Consider the following 18,033-nt stretch of genomic DNA (forward strand, 5'->3'; position numbering starts at 1 on the left):
AAAAATCAATTTATGTAAAGCCATTACTGATAATTCATGAAATAAAGCATCAATATACTAAAAAGAGCCCCTAAAGAAGGGCTCTTTTAACAGTTGTTCATTAATATTCCATTAAACGGAGCATATCATAACCGTTCAGTTTTTCACGGCCATCAAGGTATGACAGTTCAATCAGGAATGCACATCCCGCAACAATTCCACCCAGTTCTTCTACAAGTTTGATTGTCGCTTCAATCGTACCGCCTGTAGCTAACAGATCGTCTGTGATCAGCACGCGCTGACCAGGCTTGATTGCATCCTTGTGAATCGTCAGTACATCTTTACCATATTCTAAACCGTAGTCTACTTTAACTGTCTCTCTCGGCAGCTTTCCTTCTTTTCTTACAGGGGCAAAGCCTACCTTCAGTGCATAAGCAACCGGACAACCGATAATAAATCCGCGCGCTTCAGGACCAACTACAAGGTCAATCTGTTTTTCCTTCGCATACTCAACAATCTGATCCGTCGCATAGCTGTATGCTTCTCCATTGTCCATTAACGTTGTAATATCCTTAAACCGCACGCCTTCTTTCGGCCAGTCTTCCACTATTGTCACGAATTGCTTTAAATCCATACCTTTTCCTCCTCAGGTTGCCGCGACCATCCGCAGCGCTCTTCAAACCATTTTTTCAAATCATGAAATGACGAATATAATAATTCCTGCTCTAACTTAGCTAACTGTGTTTTCGCATGATAGGCAGGGGATTCTGACAAGTCACGTTTATTGATTTCTTCATTAAGCGTAATGAATCCATCGTTTATTGTAACAAAATCCAGTTCAAAAAACACCTTCGTCATAAAATTAATTGTGTCTAATGACCAACCTTTATGAGAAGCAAGTGCTTTTCCATGCTGATGCAGGTGGAACGTTTTTCTTTTTTTCAGGAAAGCGAAAAACCACGCAAAGTCCTCACGCTTCGGAATCGAACTGAAAAACTGCGGATCCTCCAGATAAAAATGCGCATAAATTCTGCCAGGCTGATTCTCTTTAAGAACGGCTTCCAGCAATTTTGCATCATCTGGCAGATCGAGAAAAACGAGTGTCTGATGATCAGCATTCAGTTCACTGGCATGCTGAAGTGAGTCAATCAGTACGACTTCGTGCTGAAGAACAGGTCTAAACCGTTCAAGCGTAGCCTGATTGTAAGCAAGCACAATTGAATCAGCTGGTATTGTCGGGGCCCATCTTGCAGCCTGTGCAATCCCGCGGATATCAAAAAGCTGCCATTCTTTTACCCTGATATCACTTACAAACAGCTGGGGCTTTTTAATATTATTCCACTCATTAATTGAAAGCTCACCGATTAAATCAAGCTTTGCAATCGGAGAGATCTGATCTGCTATTTCACCCATCCCAAAAGCAATGGCATCAAGGGACTGATCGTCATGTCTGACTGACAGCTTTAAATGATTCTGACCTGCACCGATTTTTCTGATTGAAGCGATCTCTGTCTGCTCAATCAGAACCTTTGGTTTAGGATTTTTCATTCCAAACGGTGAAAGCATCTGAAGCTGACTGATTGAATCCAGGTCAATCTCTGAAATGGAGGCCTCCACATCAATATTTGAAACTGGAATAAAGTCTTCATCGTTCATTTTCTCAGCCTGTTCGTTCAGATTCTTACGTATTTCATCAATGTGCTGAATGTCCAGTGTCATACCCGCAGCCATTGGATGTCCGCCAAAATGCGGCAGGATTGAACGGTTCTGTGACAGTTCCTGGAACATATTAAAGCCTTCAATACTTCTGGCTGAACCCTTTGCAGTTCCTTTTTCAGCATTTTCACAAAGAATGATAACCGGCCGGTAGAATTTTTCTACAAGCTTCGAAGCAACAATCCCTACTACACCAGGGTTCCAGCCTTCTTTGGAAATAATCAAAACGCGGTCATCTTTATAATGTGTTTCAGCGATTTCCATCGCTTCTTTTGCGATCTCAGCTACAATCGCCTGACGCTCTTTATTCATTAAATCAATTTCACTGGCAAGCGCCTCTGCAGTTGCAGTATCATCTGTCATCAGCAGTTCTACCGCAGGATCTGCATCAGAAAGTCTGCCTACTGCGTTCAGGCGGGGGCCAATAGCAAAGCCGACTGTTTCTTCATTTGCTTCATGGATTTTTGCGCTGGATTTATTTAATAATGCATGAAGTCCCTTACGCTCAGATGCTCTTAATTGCTTTAACCCTTTTTTTACAATCAACCGGTTCTCTCCTGTTAACGGAACCAGATCCGCAATTGTACCAATAGCTGCAAGGTCAAGCAGTTCAACCGGTGGCTCTCCAAGCAGTGCATGAGCCAGTTTGAATGCCACTCCTACTCCTGCAAGCTCTCTGAAAGGGTAAGTTCCACCTTCAAGGTTCGGATGGATAATCGCATACGCCTCAGGTAGTTCAGGTCCGGCCTCGTGGTGATCTGTAATAATCAGGTCCACACCCAACTCTTTTAACACCTGTGCCTCATGGACACCGGAAATACCATTATCAACTGTAATCACTAATGAATATCCCTGTTCTGCGGCGTAACGAAAAGCACCTTCATTCGGACCGTAGCCCTCTGTAAAGCGGTTCGGAATATAAAAGTCAGGCGCTGCACCAAGCATTTTTAAAGTGCTCAGCATCACAGATGTGCTTGTGACACCATCCGCATCATAGTCACCATAAATTAAAATTGACTCTCCCTGATTCACAGCTGACTCAATACGTTCTACTGCTTTTTTCATATCATTAAAAAGGTATGGATCATGAAATTCTTTTTTATCAATATGTAAAAAATCAGCAGCTGCTTCCGGGGTTGTCATCCCTCTTTGTACCAATAATTTTGCAATAAAAAGCGGAATGTCAAGAGCGGCTGCAAGCTTTTCAGTTTCAGCTGTGCTGCTTTCTCTAACATTCCATCTAGTTTTAGATGTTAGCATTTTTTCACCTCTTCAGATGATTTCATTATACATGAGGCATTCCCATGATTCAATGAACTGAAGAGGTGACCAGGCATCATCATATTATTCCGCAGCTGAGTCTCCTGCTGAATCCGGAGCGGTCTTCCGGTATTCCTGACGGCTTGGTAATTCGCCGGATTGCGCTTTTTCAGCTTCGACAAGTTTTTCGTTTAGCTGTTTATTTTCAGCTTCCAGATGTTTCACTTTCCGCTGGGCAATAAACAGTCTGAAAAGCCCGACTGAACCCATGATGATTCCACCCATTAAAACTGATCCCAAAATAACCAGAATCAGCGGCAGTTCAGCTTCTGAAAAGCCGAAATTAACAGTTACAGGATCGACATTAATAACAGCAAAAATAGCGACAATAAGTGCAAAAACGATCCCTAAAATCAGTGTCCATTGAAATTTCATGATATGACCTCCTTATATTTATTATATCAATTTATTCAGATATGATAGTTGTTTTTACCCTTATTGAATGGTCTTTACTCCTGTGATGTGTGCTGTCTCAAAAAGGAGCTATAAATTAAATATAAAAAAAGAGGCCGGGACATAAAAATGTCTCAGCCTATTAAAGTCGTTTCGCTACGCTTCAGGCGGACGCTTTCCGGACGGAGGTCGCTAAGCCTCCTCGCCTTCGGCTGCGGGGTCTCAGCTTTCCTCTACTCGTCCCGGAGTCGCTGCCTTACGCTCCACTGCACTAAGTTTTTTTTTCAATATTTAAAAGATGTTATTAACTTGTTTTTCACCTTTTGTCCCAATCTCTTTTTTATACGACTGGTTCGTCAGTCCATTCTTTCTTCTCTTTGAATGTAATCAGTACGCCTTTCTTCTTAAGCTGGCGCTTTTTCAGTACATACCACAGCTGAGACGCGATAAATACTGATGAGTAAGTACCTGCTATTAAACCGACCAGCAGAGCGATAGAGAAGTTTAAGATTGACGTTGCACCGAAAAGGATCAGTGCGACTACAACGAACACCACTGTCAGCACAGTATTCACTGAACGGCCGAGCGTTTGTCTCAGTGATTTGTTAACAATTGCTGCAAGCTCTTCTTTCTTCTCAATCCGCTTCATCTTACGCATGTTCTCCCTGATCCGGTCAAACGTAACGATTGTATCGTTAATGGAGTAACCGATAACCGTCAGAACTGCCGCGATAAATGTAACGTCAACTTCAAGTCTTGTTAAGCTGAAGATTGCGATGATAAAAAATGCATCATGGACTAAAGCAACAATTGATGCAGTTGCCATTTGCCATTCAAAACGCAAGGTTACATACAGGATAATGCCGATCGATGCAATGGCGACTGCCATAAGTGCATTTCTAGCAAGCTCTTCTCCAATGACCGGATTAACCGTTGAAATATTCGGGTCGGATCCATATGCTTCAGTGAAATATGATCTCAGTTCAGCAATTTCGGTCTGACTCAGCTCTTCTGAAAATCTTGCTACCCCAATCTCCTGGTTATTACCTGAAACCACTACATTTGATGGCTCATAGCCGGCTTCTTCGATATCCGCTGCAAAGGATTCGTTCGTCAACGGTGTATCAGACAGTACTTCCATTCGTGATCCTTCAGTGAAGTCTATTCCAAGGTTCAATCTGAAAGTAAGTAATACTGTCAGACCCGCTACGAGTAATACTCCTGAAAGAATGAAGAACCTTTTTCTGACCTTCACAAAGTCGAAGCGGTCGAACTTAGTCGGCAGATCAAGTGAGTCAGGCTCCTCTTCCTCGTTATACTCAAGAATTTCAGACTTTTTGACGCCAAACCAGCCTTTACGCTGATCAAGAAACTTACTTCTGATCCAGAGGCTCATAAATAAACGTGTACCGAAAACAGCGGTGATAAAGCTTGTCACAATACTGATTAACAGCATTGTCGCAAAACCTTTAACTGAGCTTGTACCAAATGTGAATAATACAATACCTGCCAACATTGTTGTTACGTTAGCATCCACAATCGTCAATAATGAAGAACTGCTCGCCTTTTTCCATGCATCACGGACAGACCTTCCTATACGAAGCTCTTCTTTCATCCGCTCATATGTGATGATATTGGCATCAATTGCCATACCAACCCCGAGAATTAATGCTGCTATACCCGGGAGTGTCAATACGCCATTCACCCAGTCAAAAATCAGCAGGATCAGATAGATGTATACCGATAAAGTGATAATCCCGATCAACCCAGGGAAACGGTAGAACGCAATCATAAACAGGAAGATCAACGCAACACCAATGATACCTGCAAGGATCGTCTGCTCCATAGCCAATAAACCAAATGATGCACCAACTGAATCTGAATATACTTCCTCGAGTTCAACTGGCAGTGACCCTGCACTTAACAGATCCGCAAGATTGTTTGCTTCTTCAAGTGTAAAATTACCTGTAATCGTAACTGTATCAGTATTCAGCACTTCGCTTACATTTGGTGCTGATATGAATTTAGGGTCTTCTTTTGTTACTTCTTCCTGATAGGAGTCCCCTTCCTCATAATCAAGCCAGATGACAAGCTGATTCTGGGGTGCCATCGCAAGAATTTCCTGTGTAATTTGACCGAATTGATCCGCATCTTTTAACTCAACCTGAACGATCGGCTGATTGTTGTTTGGATCAAATGTCTGGGTAGCCCCGCCTTCAACAAGGTCAGCCCCGGTCATTTTGACTTCATCATTTACATCACGGAATGTCAGGTTTGCTTCAGTTGAAAGAATCTCCCTTGCCTGATCCTGATCTTCAACACCTGCAAGCTGAACACGGATTCTGTTGCCATCTTCAACCTGAATCACAGGTTCGTTAACACCAAGTACGTTTACCCGGCGATCAAGTGCCTCTGCTGTATCAGATACGACATCCGGAGTAATCTCCTGACCTTCTTGAGCCGGATTTACTTCATACAGCACTTCAAAGCCGCCTTGAAGATCCAGACCCAGTTTGATGTTATTTAAAATTGTATTGGATGTCAGTCCAATTGTGCCGCCAATCAATATGAGTAATAAAAAGAAGGCGACAATCCTGCTGCGCTTAATCATTATGTAAAAATCCTCCCTGTGTATATAGCCGAGACTATATGAAAACTGCCCGTTTGTAACAGGTCTGTAAAGTGTCTGAAATTTCAGCAACAGACTTATTATGTATTACTTCCCTGAAGGTGTCAACGCAGTCTCTTATATTGTCAGTCAATGTTCATCTTTATGTTGCCCATGAAGGAGCAGTTGTAATTCCTCATCTTCCAGTCCGCTTCTTCCTGCAGTCTGTTTGTATTCTTCATTCGTCATGAAATTCATATAGTCGCCTGCTTTGACCTGAAGGATTTCCTGTACGACGCGGTGAAGCCTGAAGCTTTCACTCTCTCTTTTCCATTTTTTGTGTGTCAGATAGCGCCAGACATTTTCAGGTGTTGCGGTATCATATCCATACAGTCTGAGCTCCTGTGCTTTACTGATTAAAGCAGGACCTACAACTGAAAATGCATCTTCGTAGCTGGTATATTGATTCACTTTCATACTCCTCTCTATATTTATTGCATAGCCCCGTTTCTCTGCGGCATATGATTTATTGTATCTAAAATATATGCATTTGAGAAGATGGGGGACAAAGTGTCTAAACTTATTAAAGGTACTCTACTGCTAATGGCTGCTGCGTTAGTGACAAAAGTTCTCGGGTTTGTACATAGGATTATTCTCGCTGATATGGCCGGTGCTGAAGGTGTAGGGCTTTACATGATGACATTTCCTGCCCTGATGCTGGCTATAACCGTGACTCAGCTGGGTCTCCCGATCGCAATTTCCAAGTATGTATCAGAAGCGGCAGCAAATAAAAACGAGCAGGAAATCCGTAAGATCCTCTCCGTGTCGCTTTGGATCACCGGGTCATTGGCTGTTCTTTTGACCCCGCTTTTATTTTTTGCAGCACCCTATATTTCCACAGTGCTTCTAAACGATGAGCGGACGCTTATTCCTTTTATAGCAGTGTTACCAATCATTCCAATCGCTGCTTTTTCAGCTGTCGTCCGTGGATACTTTATGGGACGGCAGCAGATGGGGATCACAGCAATCGGGTCAGTTCTTGAACAGACGATACGCATACTATTGCTGGTTGCGGCTGTAGGGTTTTTAAGCTCTAAAGGCCCAGCTTATGCAGCCGGTGGCGCAATGCTCGCAGCTGTCATCGGTGAATTATGCTCACTGCTGTTTTTACTGGTCATGTTTAAGACCAAGAAAACGAAACTGAGAGGCAGATCAGAGAACTCTTTCCGGGAAACCGCTAATCAGTTACTGAAGATTGCCCTGCCAAGTGCGGGGAGCAGATTCGTGGGCTCTGCCGCCTGGTTTCTGGAGCCGATCATCGTGATGAAATGTCTCGTATTTACAGGGATGGCTGCTACTGCAGTCACAGCAGAATACGGATTATTAACCGGATTTGTCCTGCCGGTATTACTGCTGCCTTCGTTTATTACTGTTTCACTCAGTATGGCCCTGGTCCCCTCAATCAGTGAAGCCAGGGCACTGTCACAGGACCGGGTTGTCATGTACAGAATCACACAGTCATTGAGGCTTTCTGCAGTGACCGGTACACTTTGCTGTCTGATTCTTTTTCTTGAGGGTGAAACAATACTGACACTTTTATATGGATCAGCAGAAGGACTCAATTTATTAAAATTAATGGCTTTATTTTTTATCTTTTATTACTATCAGGGACCTTTGCACGCTGTCCTGCAGGCATTTGAAGCAGCCGGCAAAGCTATGGTCAACAGTATCACAGGCTCAATCATCAAGCTTCTTTCTATGGCGGGCCTCATGATTTATTTCGAAGACATCACAGGTGCTGCAATTGGACTTGCAATCGGCACAGCCGCAGTGACTTTTTTACATTTCCACTCCGTGAGAAAAATGACCAGGTTGTCTCTGCCCATCGGCCAATATGCAGCCATTGCGCTGGTATCAGCCTGCTGCTGGCTGATACATACCGGGATTCTATCAATGAGTGCACCTGTCAGAATACTGATACTCATTCTGATCTTCTGCTTTTTAGCTTCCCGGGTTCAGCTGATCCAGCGGGATGACTGGTCTTTTCTTAAAAGCTTTAAGAAGAACTGATAAACCACTGTCCATCCTCATACGTACAAAAAAATATATTTTTCAACTGATCATAACCCTGCTGCTTCAGTTCTTTTCGCAGCCAGCTTTCATTCTTTCCGATCAGGTCCAGGTGTCTGCTTTGAATTCTGCCGTCCATTACTAAAGGAAGTGACAGCTGCCCGGCACTGCGTTCTTTCCTGAGGACAGATAATGTGCCGGAAGGCTCTAAAATGGCAAATGAGACTTCCTGGAGGTCAAATACTTCTTTTTCTCTCAGCTGTTGCATAAGATCATCTATATTATAACGATTCTTTCTCATTTCATTTTTCACCAGCTCACCGTTATGAATTAAGATTGAAGGTCTGCCATCGATGAGATCCCTGAACTTTTTGGATTTTAAAGAAAACCATGATAAAAGAATCTGCAGGAGCATTAACAGCACCATCGGAAATGCAGCCTGCATAAAATTCATATAAGGGTCTTCAATCGCAAAAGCTGCCATTTCTGCGATCATCATAAATACAATCAGGTCAAGCAAACTCAGCTCTCCGATTTCGCGTTTACCCATCAGCCTGAAAATCAATAGAATCAGTAAATAAAGTGTGACCGCTTTAAACCCGATCAGCATATAGATTTCAAACAATCTCCGCACCACCTTTACGATGGTAGTGTGTACGAAAAACAGAATTTCATTTATCAAAACATAAAGGAGCGTGAAAACATGGCTGTGTGGAAAAGGACTGCTCAGGGCTTAGGTGTAGCGATCGGGGTTGTGCTGCTAATGATTACGCTATATGCCGCAATCGCAGCAGGGTTACTCCATTTCACCGAAATAGCAGAGTCTTCAATGGAGAAGTGGAACGGACTGGCAGGTGCTGCAGCTGTATTGGTCGGCAGCCTGACAGGGAGTGCTTTTGCAGGTCAAAAAGGTTTTCATATCGGGCTTCTGACGGCTCTGTCAGTGATTGGAACAGGACTGTTTTTAAAAGAGATACTATTTGAATGGTCTCATCTTATCCACTATGGGCTGCTGCTTGCTTCAGGAATGGCGGGGGGAATTGCAGGGGTTAATTTATTTGGACGTTCTGCAATAAACGGAAAGCCTGACAAAAAATAAAAAAGCTGCAGCTGCAGCTTTTTTTATCTTTTATTACATTGCTGAATCTTTTTCCACCACTTCACGTACCGCATTGCGGTCATATGTTAAGCGGCTTCCATCTCCACACTTAATCACGACCTGACCTTCGTCAAGTGCATCGATGATACCGTGTAAACCGCCAATCGTGACGATTTTATCACCTTTGCTTAAGCTGTTTTGCATTTCCATTACTTTTTTCTGACGCTTCTGCTGAGGACGGATTAAGAAAAGGTACATTAAACCGAACATCAGAATAAGCGGAAGTAAAGTTACGATCATATCCATTACGCTAAACTCCCCCTTTCTTTCATATATCTATTAAAAGTTTTTTGCATTCGGCTGATTGAAACCGTACTGTTCAAAAAACTCTTCACGAAAGTCGCCCAGTCTGTCTTCTTTTATCGCCTGGCGGACATTCCCCATTAAGTTTATCAGAAAATGCAGGTTATGATAAGTCGTAAGTCTAATTCCGAACGTTTCTTCACATTTAATTAAGTGTCTGATATACGCTCTTGAATAATTCTTACAAACATGGCAATCACAATTAGGATCAATTGGTGAAAAATCACGCGCATACTTCGCATTCTTCACGACAAGTCTGCCTTCACTAGTCATTAATGTCCCATTACGCGCAATCCGCGTCGGCAATACGCAGTCAAACATATCAATTCCTCTGATCGCACCATCGATCAGAGAGTCCGGTGAACCGACACCCATCAGATATCTTGGTTTATCTTCAGGCATCCATGGTGTAGTAAACTCCAGCACGCGGTTCATTACGTCCTTAGGCTCTCCAACTGAAAGACCGCCGACAGCATAACCCGGGAAGTCCATTGATACAAGGTCACGCGCACTTTGACGGCGCAGGTGCTCATATTCCCCGCCCTGAATAATGCCAAACAGGCCCTGATCTTCAGGACGTACATGTGCTTCCAGGCAGCGTTCAGCCCAGCGAGTCGTTCTCTCCACAGAATCCTTCATATACTTTTCTTCAGCAGGATATGGAGGACATTCATCAAAAGCCATCATAATGTCAGATCCAAGTGCATTCTGGATCTCCATTGCCTTTTCAGGGCTCAGGAAAAGCTTGTCTCCGTTAATGTGGTTTCTGAAGTGTACCCCTTCCTCCTGAATATTACGGAATTTACTCAGGGAGAATACCTGGAAGCCGCCTGAATCAGTCAGGATAGGTCGATCCCAGTTCATAAATTTGTGCAGTCCGCCGGCTTCTTTAATAATATCGTGACCCGGACGCAGCCACAGGTGATAGGTATTACTCAGAATAATCCCTGCATTCAGTTCCTTCAGGTCCTCTGGTGACATCGTTTTGACAGTTGCCATTGTTCCGACCGGCATGAATGTCGGCGTCTCAAATGAACCGTGCGGCGTATGGACAATCCCAAGTCTCGCACCTGTCTGTTTACATGTTTTTATATGTTCATATCTGATTGCACTCAAAAGATAATCTCCTCTCTATTTAATCAGCATGGCATCGCCAAAGCTGAAAAATCTGTACCTTTCCTTCACTGCCGCTTCATAGGCAGCAAGTGTATGTTCCCTTCCGGCCATTGCACTCACAAGCATGATCAGCGTTGACTTTGGCAGATGGAAGTTCGTCAGCAGCACATCTGAAGCTTTAAATGTATAGCCCGGATAAATAAAAATATCTGTCCATCCGCTTTGCGCTTTAAAATGACCCTGATCATCAGCAATCGTTTCCAGTGTACGTGTTGAAGTTGTACCAACTGTAATAATCCGGCCGCCATTTGACCTTGTCTCATTGAGAATACGGGCATTTTCTTCAGACAGCTGATAATATTCACTGTGCATATCATGCTCTTCAATAGAATCCACTGATACGGGTCTGAAAGTGCCTAATCCTACATGCAGTGTGATAAATGCAACTTTCACGCCTTTTGCTTTAATTTCCTCAAGAATCTCTTCAGTGAAGTGAAGCCCTGCAGTCGGCGCAGCAGCAGATCCGCGCTCTTTAGCAAACACTGTCTGATAACGGTCACGGTCATCAAGCTTTTCCTTGATATATGGAGGCAGCGGCATATCGCCAAGCTGGTCAAGCAGTTCATAAAAGATCCCTTCATAGCTGAAGGACAAGATGCGGGCACCCTGCTCTCCCGTTTCGATGCATTCAGCTGTCAGTAATCCATCACCAAATGTAATAACCGTTCCGGGCTTTATTCTTTTAGCAGGCTTCACAAGTGTTTCCCATGTATCACCTTCCAGCTGCTTCAGCAGGAGTACCTCAATTGCAGCACCGGTTTCCTGCTTCTCTCCAATCAGTCTCGCAGGAAGTACTTTCGTATCGTTTAACACGAGGCAATCGCCTTCATGCAAATAATCCAGTATATGTTTAAATGACTGATGTTCCACCTTACCTGTCACCTTATCAAGCACCATCAGTCTGCTTGATGTACGGTCTTCAAGCGGAACCTGTGCAATCAGTTCTTCAGGAAGTTCAAAATCAAAATCATTGATATTCATCTTTCGCAGCTCCTTACCTGAACCTTCCGATTAAAAAGAAGATTCCTGTCAAAATTAAACTAATTAAAATTGAAGTAACAATCGGAAAATAAAACGTCATGTTTTCTTTCCTGATCACAATATCACCCGGCAGTCTGCCAGCTTTTATAAACTGCAGTAAAAATCCTGCCACTAAAAGTGCAGCACCTGCAATCATCAGCATTTTGGGCAGTGTCATTCAGGCACCTCCAGGTTAAAATGTTCGTAAACCAGCGGGGTAGCAATCCGTCCCCTCGGCGTACGCTGCAGGAATCCAATCTGCAGCAGGTATGGCTCATACACATCTTCAATTGTTGAAGACTCCTCCCCTATACTCGCTGCAATTGTATCAAGTCCGACAGGCCCGCCTCTGAAGCGCTCTATGATTCCTCTTAATAATTTATGATCAATATGATCGAGTCCAAGCTGATCAACCTGCAACAGTTCAAGGGATGCTCTGGCGATCGGAAGTGTAATATCCCCTTCCCCTTTCACCTGAGCATAATCCCTTACGCGTCTCAGAAGACGGTTCGCAATCCGTGGCGTTCCCCTGGATCTCCGGGCAATTTCATCCGCTCCGAAATCATCGATCTCAGTATTAAATATATCTGCTGAACGGTTTACAATCTCTTTTAACTGTTCTGTATTGTAATATTCAAGCCTGCTTAATACGCCGAATCTGTCACGGAGCGGTGCTGAGATCGCACCTGCACGTGTTGTTGCACCAACTAAAGTAAACGGTGGAAGATCCAGCCTGACTGACCTTGCACTTGGACCGCTGCCAATGACAATATCAAGACAGAAGTCTTCCATTGCAGGGTACAGCACTTCTTCAATCGCTCTCGGGAGTCTGTGGATCTCATCAATAAACAGAACATCACCAGGTTCAAGTGCCGTCAGAATCGCAGCAAGATCTCCTGCTCTTTCGACTGCCGGCCCTGCAGTTGTCCGCAGATTGACACCCATCTCATTTGCAATAACTGCTGCAAGCGTTGTTTTACCCAGACCCGGGGGACCATACAGAAGAACATGGTCAAGGGTTTCCTGCCTGTTTTTTGCCGCTTCAATATAAATCGCCAGATTCTGTTTCACCTGATCCTGACCGATATATGTTTCAAGCAGCTGCGGTCTGATCGACTGCTCGAGCGTTTCTTCTTCTATATTTGCTTCCCCTGATACAATCCGTTCTTCCATCTAATCCCCTCCTTTATTTAAGCTTCAGCATGAGCTGAAGACCCTTTTTAATATATTGATCAGTAGTGAGTGATTCTTTTTGCAGTGCAGGTCTGATCTTTTTCACTTCACGTTCAGAATAGCCTAGAGCCTGAAGTGCCATCACTGCTTCATCAAGCGCTGAGTCATCCTGACCCTTCACTTTCGACGGATCACTGAACAGGTTAGGGAAATAATCAGGTACAACATCCTGAAGTTTTCCTTTCAGATCAAGGATAATCTGTCTTGCGGTTTTCTTTCCTACACCGGGGAATTTAACAAGAAGGGATTCATTTTCTTCTTCAATGGCCTGAATCACCTGTTCCGGTGCCCCGGATGCAAGGATCGCCAGCGCACCTTTTGGACCAATCCCCGAGACATTCAGAAGCTTTGTAAATAACAGTTTTTCTTCCATCGTCGGGAACCCGAACAATGTCAGCTGATCTTCCCTGACATGCTGGTAAGTAAAAACCTGTACTGTCTCTCCCTGCTTCGAAGACATCACAAAAGGATTAGGCATATAGATTTTGTAGCCTAATCCGTGATGATCTGAAACGATATACTCTGTTGAGATATATGTAATTTCACCTTTTATATATTCATACATAATAGACTCTTCCTTTCAATGCAAACTTCATTGTAACACAACTCAGGCGATTCAATGTGTCAGACTTTTTACGTTTGCGGTTCTATACTGATTTACCACCAGAACGAAACATCTGTTCTATTTTACCATGTTCAGCCCTGTATTTCAGCAAAAGAAAAAACAGTCACGTGGACTGTTTAATCAACATCAGCATACCCGCTCCATTTAACAAGCGGGGACAATGTCTCTTCAGTTGTTCTCAGCGTGATCATGTCCTGATTCATATCTATGATCTGCCAGTTTTTATAATCCGCAAAGAAATCCTCCATTGCTTCATATGTTTCTGTTCTCTGTTCGACCCCTTTTTCGCCGTCCTGGTAAATGGTTTCAATTGACAGATCCAGCGAAAGCGCTGCAGCACCTGTTTGTTCTGTACAACTTATCAGACCAAGCATGCACATGACAATCACTGATGTTTTCATAAAACCCTCTCCTAACATACTTGTTAAGATAGGTTTTTCTGTTTCATCAGATTTTATTCATTTTTTTAAAACGGACCTCTATATGGATGATGACATGGGCAACAGCAGTGATGTGGCATCGGGTGGCACCACGGTTCCATCATCATTGGATGCTCTTGCATCTGGCACGGCGGCATCATGTGTGGCATCTGCTGAGGCATCTGGCACGGCGGCATCATCTGCGGCATCTGCTGAGGCATCATGTGCGGCATTTGCTGGGGCATCATTTTAACGGGCTTAACAGCGGATTTTTCTTTGCATGTGCAGGAAGGTTTTTCAGGCATCTTCGTCCATTCTTTAATCTCTTCAGCTTTTGGCATCTCCTGCATTTTTGGCATTTCTTTCATCTTGGGCATTTCCTGCATTTTTGGCATGACAGGCATCATAAATCCTGCATAAGGCATGACAGGCATGTCAACTTTTTCTTCGGGTAATGCCTGATAAGCTGGTTTTCCATCTGCATAAGGGTGCATGTATTCAGCCTTTTTCATAGCCGCTTTTTTAACGCCTGCTTTATCCACAGCTGCCTTCCCGGCGGGTATTTTAATTTTCATCCCGGGCATGATCATATCCGGATCTGCTAAGTAGGCATTGGCTGCTTTTAATTCTTCAAAAGATACCTGATAGTTCTTTGCAATTGTCCAGAGTGTATCCCCTTTTTGCACAACATGAATCTTCATCTTGCCACCTCCATCATTCATTCCATATATCCTATGAACGAAATGAATTTATGATACAATACTTTCAGAACGTTCGAAGAAAGAAGGGTCACAAATGCCAAGCGATCGCCAGAAATCAGGAGAAGCGAGACGGGAAAAAATATTACAGACACTCAGCCAATCCGCCGGACCGATAACCGGCCGCTCTCTTGCAAGTGAGATGAATGTAAGCAGACAGGTCATTGTCAGTGATATTAATTTATTGAAAGCAAAAAACGAGCCAATCCTTGCGACAAGCCAGGGTTATTTATATATGCCCGCTCATCCGACCAGCCGGGTATCTAGATACATTGTATGCAAACATACGCCTGAACAGACTGAAGAGGAGTTAATGCTGATCGTTGAGAACGGGGGCATGGTAAAAAACGTAGTGATTGAACATCCGGTATACGGAGAAATGACCGCCTCACTTATGCTGCATAATCCGACAGAAGTAAAACGTTTTATTGACCAGCTTGCTTCTTCTGAATCAGCGCTTCTTTCAGCATTAACAGATGGTATACATATGCATGAGGTTGAAGCGGAACATACTGCAGTTCTAGACCGGATTGAGGAGGCACTGGATCAGGCAGGCATCTTGTATAAAGACTAAAAAAAGTTCTCTCAAATGATGAGAGAACTTTTTTTATTTCTGAGGCTGCAGCATATGTTTTTTATAACTTCCAAGGATCTTCACTGTACAACCTAGTGCTTCAAGTTCTTCGATTGCACCCTGCATCAATACGCCATCCACCGGTTTTTCAACATCAATGATAAAAAAGTAATTCCCAAGTCCGGTTTTAAGCGGTCTAGACTCGATTTTACTCAGGCTGAGCTGACGCCATGAAAAAGCGGATAATACCTGGTGAAGTGCTCCCGGACGGTCATCTGAAGGCAGCGTAATCATCAGTGTTGATTTTTCAGCATCCTGTTCAAATGGCAGTAAGGTTGTTTCTTTTTCACTTGTCAGCACGACAAAACGCGTGTGATTAAAGTGGAAATCATGTATATTTTCCTCCACTACCTTTAGTCCATATGTATCTGCAGCCAGCGCATTACCAATGGCAGCTACATTTTCTTCCGGATGCTCACTGACGTATTTTGCAGCGGCTGATGTTGAGGTTGATGGCTCAAGCTCTATTCCCCTGAAGCGGTAATACAAATATTTGTGACACTGTGCAAGGGCATGAGAATGAGACATGATTTTAGTGACATCCTGCCATCTGTCCTGATTGTCAGGATGAACCATTAAATGCTGTTCAATCGGTGAAATTAATTCAGCAGTAATATGTAAATCCACATCATGAAACAGATAATCAATTGTAATCGGTACAGAGCCTTCTAGCGCATTTTCAAGCGGAACCACTGCACGATCCACTTTTTCCTCAGCGAGCGCTTCAAGACAATCAGGAATAGTGGGAAAAGCAATATATTCTTCATCTGTAAATACACTTTTTACCGCGTGATGGGTAAAAGAAGCTTCTGGTCCTAAATAACCAATTTTCATTTACTCACCTTCTTTTTAAAATCAGGCCCCTGAGCCCAGGACCTCAACTTTTTCAACAAATTCAAGTTTTTTGAGTCGGTTAAGCATCTCATCAAGCGGAACATTCATATCAGTTACATTTAATGATAATGTCACATTTGCTCTTCCCTGAAGCGGGATTGTCTGGTGAATCGTAAGGATATTTCCGCCGCAGGATGCGACCAGCCCAAGCAGCTGAGATAAGGTGCCTGAGCGGTCTTCAAGATGAAAAAAGAGCGTGATGATTTTTTCTTTCACTACTGTGTGAAAAGGAAATACAGTATCTCTGTATTTATAAAATGCACTGCGGCTTAAATCAACTGAGCGCACTGCTTCCCATACAGACCCTGCATGACCTCTTTCCAGCAGCTGCTTAGCTTCGAGCGTTTTTTGCATCGCTTCCGGAAGCACATCTTCTCTGACAAGATAAAATTTTTCATTCAGTTCCTTTTTTGGCACCTTATTACCCCCTGCTTCTATCTACTCAACAAAGTCAAATTCGAATTCGATAATCTTAACTGTATCGCCGTTTTTCGCACCTTTTTCACGCAGTGCGTCATCAATACCCATCGCACGCATCTGACGGGCAAAACGTCTGATTGATTCTTCACGGCTGAAGTCAGTCATCTTGAACAATCTTTCAAGAGAATCTCCTGTGATGACAAAGCTGCCGTCAGGATCACGCGTGATTTCAAACTTCTCAGCCTCTTCATGCTTATAAAGTACACGATTAATCGTTGCGTCTTTTTCTGCTTCCTGAAGCGGGAATTCAGGCGTTGACTCTACAAGATCAGCAACTGTATATAACAGTTCCTTCAGACCCTGTCTTGAAATAGCAGATACAGGGAACACTTTCACATCGTCTCCAACCTGCTCCTTGAACTTCTTCAGATTTTCTTCTGAATCAGGCATGTCCATCTTATTGGCAACGACAACCTGAGGGCGTTCTGTCAGACGAAGGTTATATTCCTTCAGTTCATTATTAATCGTCACGTAATCTTCGTAAGGATCACGGCCTTCAAGTGCAGACATATCAACGACGTGTACAATGACACGCGTTCTTTCGATATGACGAAGGAATTGATGACCAAGTCCAACGCCTTCATGTGCACCTTCAATTAATCCAGGAAGATCTGCCATGACAAATGTTCTGTTATCTTCTGTTTCGACCATGCCCAGATTTGGTGCGATCGTTGTAAAGTGGTATTCAGCAATTTTAGGCTTTGCAGCTGATACGACTGATAACAATGTAGATTTCCCTACACTCGGGAATCCGACAAGCCCGACATCAGCAAGCAGCTTTAGTTCCATAATGATATTTCTTTCCTGACCCGGTTCGCCTTTTTCAGACAGTTCAGGTGCAGGGTTTGCAGGTGTAGCAAAGCGGGAGTTTCCTCTTCCGCCCCGGCCGCCTTTTGCAATAACAGACTGCTGTCCGTGCTCAGTCAGATCGGCGATCACTTCACCTGTTGCTTCATCCTTTACGACTGTACCAGGCGGCACCTTGACGATCATATCTGATGCGCCTCTGCCGTGCTGGTTTTTCGACATGCCATTTTCACCCTTAGGTGCTTTAAAATGACGCTGATAACGGAAATCCATCAGTGTTCTTAAGCCCTCTTCAACAAGAAAGATGACATTGGCACCCTGTCCGCCGTCTCCGCCTGCCGGACCGCCTTTTGGTACATATTTTTCTCTGCGGAAAGCGACCATTCCATCTCCGCCGTCTCCGCCTTTTACATATATCTTAACCTGATCGACAAACATA

General features: G+C 43.6%; 20 protein-coding genes. 3 read left to right on the plus strand and 17 right to left on the minus strand.

Annotated features, from left to right (window positions below; translation table 11 throughout):
* Positions 1–100: 100 nt before the first annotated feature.
* The 5 genes from UFB30_RS08760 to UFB30_RS08780 form a co-directional block, all read right to left on the minus strand.
* Entirely contained in the window at positions 101–613 is a 513-nt protein-coding gene (locus UFB30_RS08760; RefSeq protein WP_322421295.1) for an adenine phosphoribosyltransferase, read from the minus strand.
* Positions 604–2,955, minus strand: a complete 2,352-nt coding sequence (gene recJ / locus UFB30_RS08765) for a single-stranded-DNA-specific exonuclease RecJ (RefSeq protein WP_322421296.1) — start codon at positions 2,953–2,955, stop codon at positions 604–606. Before recJ ends, UFB30_RS08760 begins: the two co-directional genes overlap by 10 nt.
* 84 nt (positions 2,956–3,039) lie before the next feature.
* A complete protein-coding gene (locus tag UFB30_RS08770) occupies positions 3,040–3,390 on the minus strand; it encodes a LapA family protein (RefSeq protein ID WP_322421297.1) in 351 nt (116 codons plus the stop codon).
* Positions 3,391–3,748: 358 nt separating this feature from the next.
* Positions 3,749–6,019 carry a protein translocase subunit SecDF gene (secDF, locus tag UFB30_RS08775; RefSeq protein WP_322421298.1) on the minus strand — a complete coding sequence of 757 codons (2,271 nt, stop codon included), beginning with the start codon at positions 6,017–6,019 and terminating at the stop codon, positions 3,749–3,751.
* A 147-nt stretch (positions 6,020–6,166) separates the two neighbouring features.
* Entirely contained in the window at positions 6,167–6,487 is a 321-nt protein-coding gene (locus UFB30_RS08780; protein WP_322421299.1) for a post-transcriptional regulator, read from the minus strand.
* Positions 6,488–6,586: 99 nt separating this feature from the next.
* On the opposite strand from UFB30_RS08780, the gene spoVB reads away from it, so the two are divergent.
* Entirely contained in the window at positions 6,587–8,086 is a 1,500-nt protein-coding gene (gene spoVB / locus UFB30_RS08785) for a stage V sporulation protein B (protein ID WP_322421300.1), read from the plus strand.
* Here the strand turns inward: spoVB and UFB30_RS08790 are convergent.
* Positions 8,073–8,696, minus strand: coding sequence for a DUF421 domain-containing protein (locus tag UFB30_RS08790; RefSeq protein ID WP_435390871.1), 624 nt, complete (start codon positions 8,694–8,696; stop codon positions 8,073–8,075). The genes spoVB and UFB30_RS08790 overlap by 14 nt on opposite strands.
* A gap of 93 nt (positions 8,697–8,789) precedes the next feature.
* Between UFB30_RS08790 and UFB30_RS08795 the strand changes: the two genes are divergently transcribed.
* Positions 8,790–9,185, plus strand: a complete 396-nt coding sequence (locus tag UFB30_RS08795) for a TIGR04086 family membrane protein (protein WP_322421301.1) — start codon at positions 8,790–8,792, stop codon at positions 9,183–9,185.
* Positions 9,186–9,218: 33 nt separating this feature from the next.
* Here the strand turns inward: UFB30_RS08795 and yajC are convergent, their stop codons facing one another.
* From yajC to safA, 8 genes are all read right to left on the minus strand, one after another.
* Positions 9,219–9,491 (minus strand): preprotein translocase subunit YajC, encoded by a 273-nt coding sequence (gene yajC / locus UFB30_RS08800; RefSeq protein ID WP_039810055.1) that lies wholly within the window; start codon positions 9,489–9,491, stop codon positions 9,219–9,221.
* 33 nt (positions 9,492–9,524) lie between these two features.
* Positions 9,525–10,664, minus strand: coding sequence for a tRNA guanosine(34) transglycosylase Tgt (gene tgt / locus UFB30_RS08805; RefSeq protein WP_322421302.1), 1,140 nt, complete (start codon positions 10,662–10,664; stop codon positions 9,525–9,527).
* Positions 10,665–10,679: 15 nt separating this feature from the next.
* Positions 10,680–11,705: a tRNA preQ1(34) S-adenosylmethionine ribosyltransferase-isomerase QueA gene (gene queA / locus UFB30_RS08810; protein ID WP_322421303.1), complete on the minus strand. Its 1,026-nt coding sequence runs from the start codon at positions 11,703–11,705 to the stop codon at positions 10,680–10,682.
* A gap of 13 nt (positions 11,706–11,718) precedes the next feature.
* Complete coding sequence (locus UFB30_RS08815; protein ID WP_322421304.1) at positions 11,719–11,922, minus strand: DUF2905 domain-containing protein; 204 nt, start codon at positions 11,920–11,922, stop codon at positions 11,719–11,721.
* The gene (ruvB, locus tag UFB30_RS08820; RefSeq protein WP_322421305.1) at positions 11,919–12,917 is read right to left on the minus strand and encodes a Holliday junction branch migration DNA helicase RuvB; all 999 of its coding nucleotides are present in this window, start codon (positions 12,915–12,917) and stop codon (positions 11,919–11,921) included. Before ruvB ends, UFB30_RS08815 begins: the two co-directional genes overlap by 4 nt.
* Before the next feature lie 13 nt (positions 12,918–12,930).
* Positions 12,931–13,542, minus strand: a complete 612-nt coding sequence (gene ruvA / locus UFB30_RS08825; RefSeq protein ID WP_322421306.1) for a Holliday junction branch migration protein RuvA — start codon at positions 13,540–13,542, stop codon at positions 12,931–12,933.
* A 176-nt stretch (positions 13,543–13,718) separates the two neighbouring features.
* Positions 13,719–14,003, minus strand: a complete 285-nt coding sequence (locus UFB30_RS08830) for a BofC N-terminal domain-containing protein (protein WP_322421307.1) — start codon at positions 14,001–14,003, stop codon at positions 13,719–13,721.
* 65 nt (positions 14,004–14,068) lie between these two features.
* Complete coding sequence (gene safA, locus UFB30_RS08835) at positions 14,069–14,722, minus strand: SafA/ExsA family spore coat assembly protein (protein ID WP_322421308.1); 654 nt, start codon at positions 14,720–14,722, stop codon at positions 14,069–14,071.
* A gap of 94 nt (positions 14,723–14,816) precedes the next feature.
* On the opposite strand from safA, the gene UFB30_RS08840 reads away from it, so the two are divergent.
* Positions 14,817–15,353 (plus strand): transcription repressor NadR, encoded by a 537-nt coding sequence (locus tag UFB30_RS08840; RefSeq protein ID WP_322421309.1) that lies wholly within the window; start codon positions 14,817–14,819, stop codon positions 15,351–15,353.
* A gap of 33 nt (positions 15,354–15,386) precedes the next feature.
* Here the strand turns inward: UFB30_RS08840 and pheA are convergent, their stop codons facing one another.
* The 3 genes from pheA to obgE are packed head-to-tail and all read right to left on the minus strand — an operon-like array spanning position 15,387 to position 18,032.
* Positions 15,387–16,247 (minus strand): prephenate dehydratase, encoded by an 861-nt coding sequence (gene pheA / locus UFB30_RS08845; protein ID WP_322421310.1) that lies wholly within the window; start codon positions 16,245–16,247, stop codon positions 15,387–15,389.
* 21 nt (positions 16,248–16,268) lie between these two features.
* The gene (locus UFB30_RS08850; RefSeq protein ID WP_039810078.1) at positions 16,269–16,724 is read right to left on the minus strand and encodes an ACT domain-containing protein; all 456 of its coding nucleotides are present in this window, start codon (positions 16,722–16,724) and stop codon (positions 16,269–16,271) included.
* Between the two features lie 21 nt (positions 16,725–16,745).
* Positions 16,746–18,032, minus strand: coding sequence for a GTPase ObgE (gene obgE, locus UFB30_RS08855; protein WP_322421311.1), 1,287 nt, complete (start codon positions 18,030–18,032; stop codon positions 16,746–16,748).
* Position 18,033 lies beyond the last annotated feature (1 nt).

The organism is Jeotgalibacillus haloalkalitolerans, assembly GCF_034427455.1.
GTDB classification, from domain to species: domain Bacteria; phylum Bacillota; class Bacilli; order Bacillales; family Jeotgalibacillaceae; genus Jeotgalibacillus; species Jeotgalibacillus haloalkalitolerans.

What these genes read in the sequence shown, in the direction of transcription:
- UFB30_RS08760 (WP_322421295.1), bottom strand. Translation starts at nt 613, where the DNA reads ATGGATTTAAAGCAATTCGTGACAATAGTGGAAGACTGGCCGAAAGAA.
- recJ (WP_322421296.1), bottom strand. Translation starts at nt 2,955, where the DNA reads ATGCTAACATCTAAAACTAGATGGAATGTTAGAGAAAGCAGCACAGCT.
- UFB30_RS08770 (WP_322421297.1), bottom strand. Translation starts at nt 3,390, where the DNA reads ATGAAATTTCAATGGACACTGATTTTAGGGATCGTTTTTGCACTTATT.
- secDF (WP_322421298.1), bottom strand. Translation starts at nt 6,019, where the DNA reads ATGATTAAGCGCAGCAGGATTGTCGCCTTCTTTTTATTACTCATATTG.
- UFB30_RS08790 (WP_435390871.1), bottom strand. Translation starts at nt 8,696, where the DNA reads ATGCTGATCGGGTTTAAAGCGGTCACACTTTATTTACTGATTCTATTG.
- UFB30_RS08795 (WP_322421301.1), top strand. Translation starts at nt 8,790, where the DNA reads ATGGCTGTGTGGAAAAGGACTGCTCAGGGCTTAGGTGTAGCGATCGGG.
- yajC (WP_039810055.1), bottom strand. Translation starts at nt 9,491, where the DNA reads ATGGATATGATCGTAACTTTACTTCCGCTTATTCTGATGTTCGGTTTA.
- queA (WP_322421303.1), bottom strand. Translation starts at nt 11,705, where the DNA reads ATGAATATCAATGATTTTGATTTTGAACTTCCTGAAGAACTGATTGCA.
- UFB30_RS08815 (WP_322421304.1), bottom strand. Translation starts at nt 11,922, where the DNA reads ATGACACTGCCCAAAATGCTGATGATTGCAGGTGCTGCACTTTTAGTG.
- ruvB (WP_322421305.1), bottom strand. Translation starts at nt 12,917, where the DNA reads ATGGAAGAACGGATTGTATCAGGGGAAGCAAATATAGAAGAAGAAACG.
- ruvA (WP_322421306.1), bottom strand. Translation starts at nt 13,542, where the DNA reads ATGTATGAATATATAAAAGGTGAAATTACATATATCTCAACAGAGTAT.
- UFB30_RS08830 (WP_322421307.1), bottom strand. Translation starts at nt 14,003, where the DNA reads ATGAAAACATCAGTGATTGTCATGTGCATGCTTGGTCTGATAAGTTGT.
- safA (WP_322421308.1), bottom strand. Translation starts at nt 14,722, where the DNA reads ATGAAGATTCATGTTGTGCAAAAAGGGGATACACTCTGGACAATTGCA.
- UFB30_RS08840 (WP_322421309.1), top strand. Translation starts at nt 14,817, where the DNA reads ATGCCAAGCGATCGCCAGAAATCAGGAGAAGCGAGACGGGAAAAAATA.
- pheA (WP_322421310.1), bottom strand. Translation starts at nt 16,247, where the DNA reads ATGAAAATTGGTTATTTAGGACCAGAAGCTTCTTTTACCCATCACGCG.
- obgE (WP_322421311.1), bottom strand. Translation starts at nt 18,032, where the DNA reads ATGTTTGTCGATCAGGTTAAGATATATGTAAAAGGCGGAGACGGCGGA.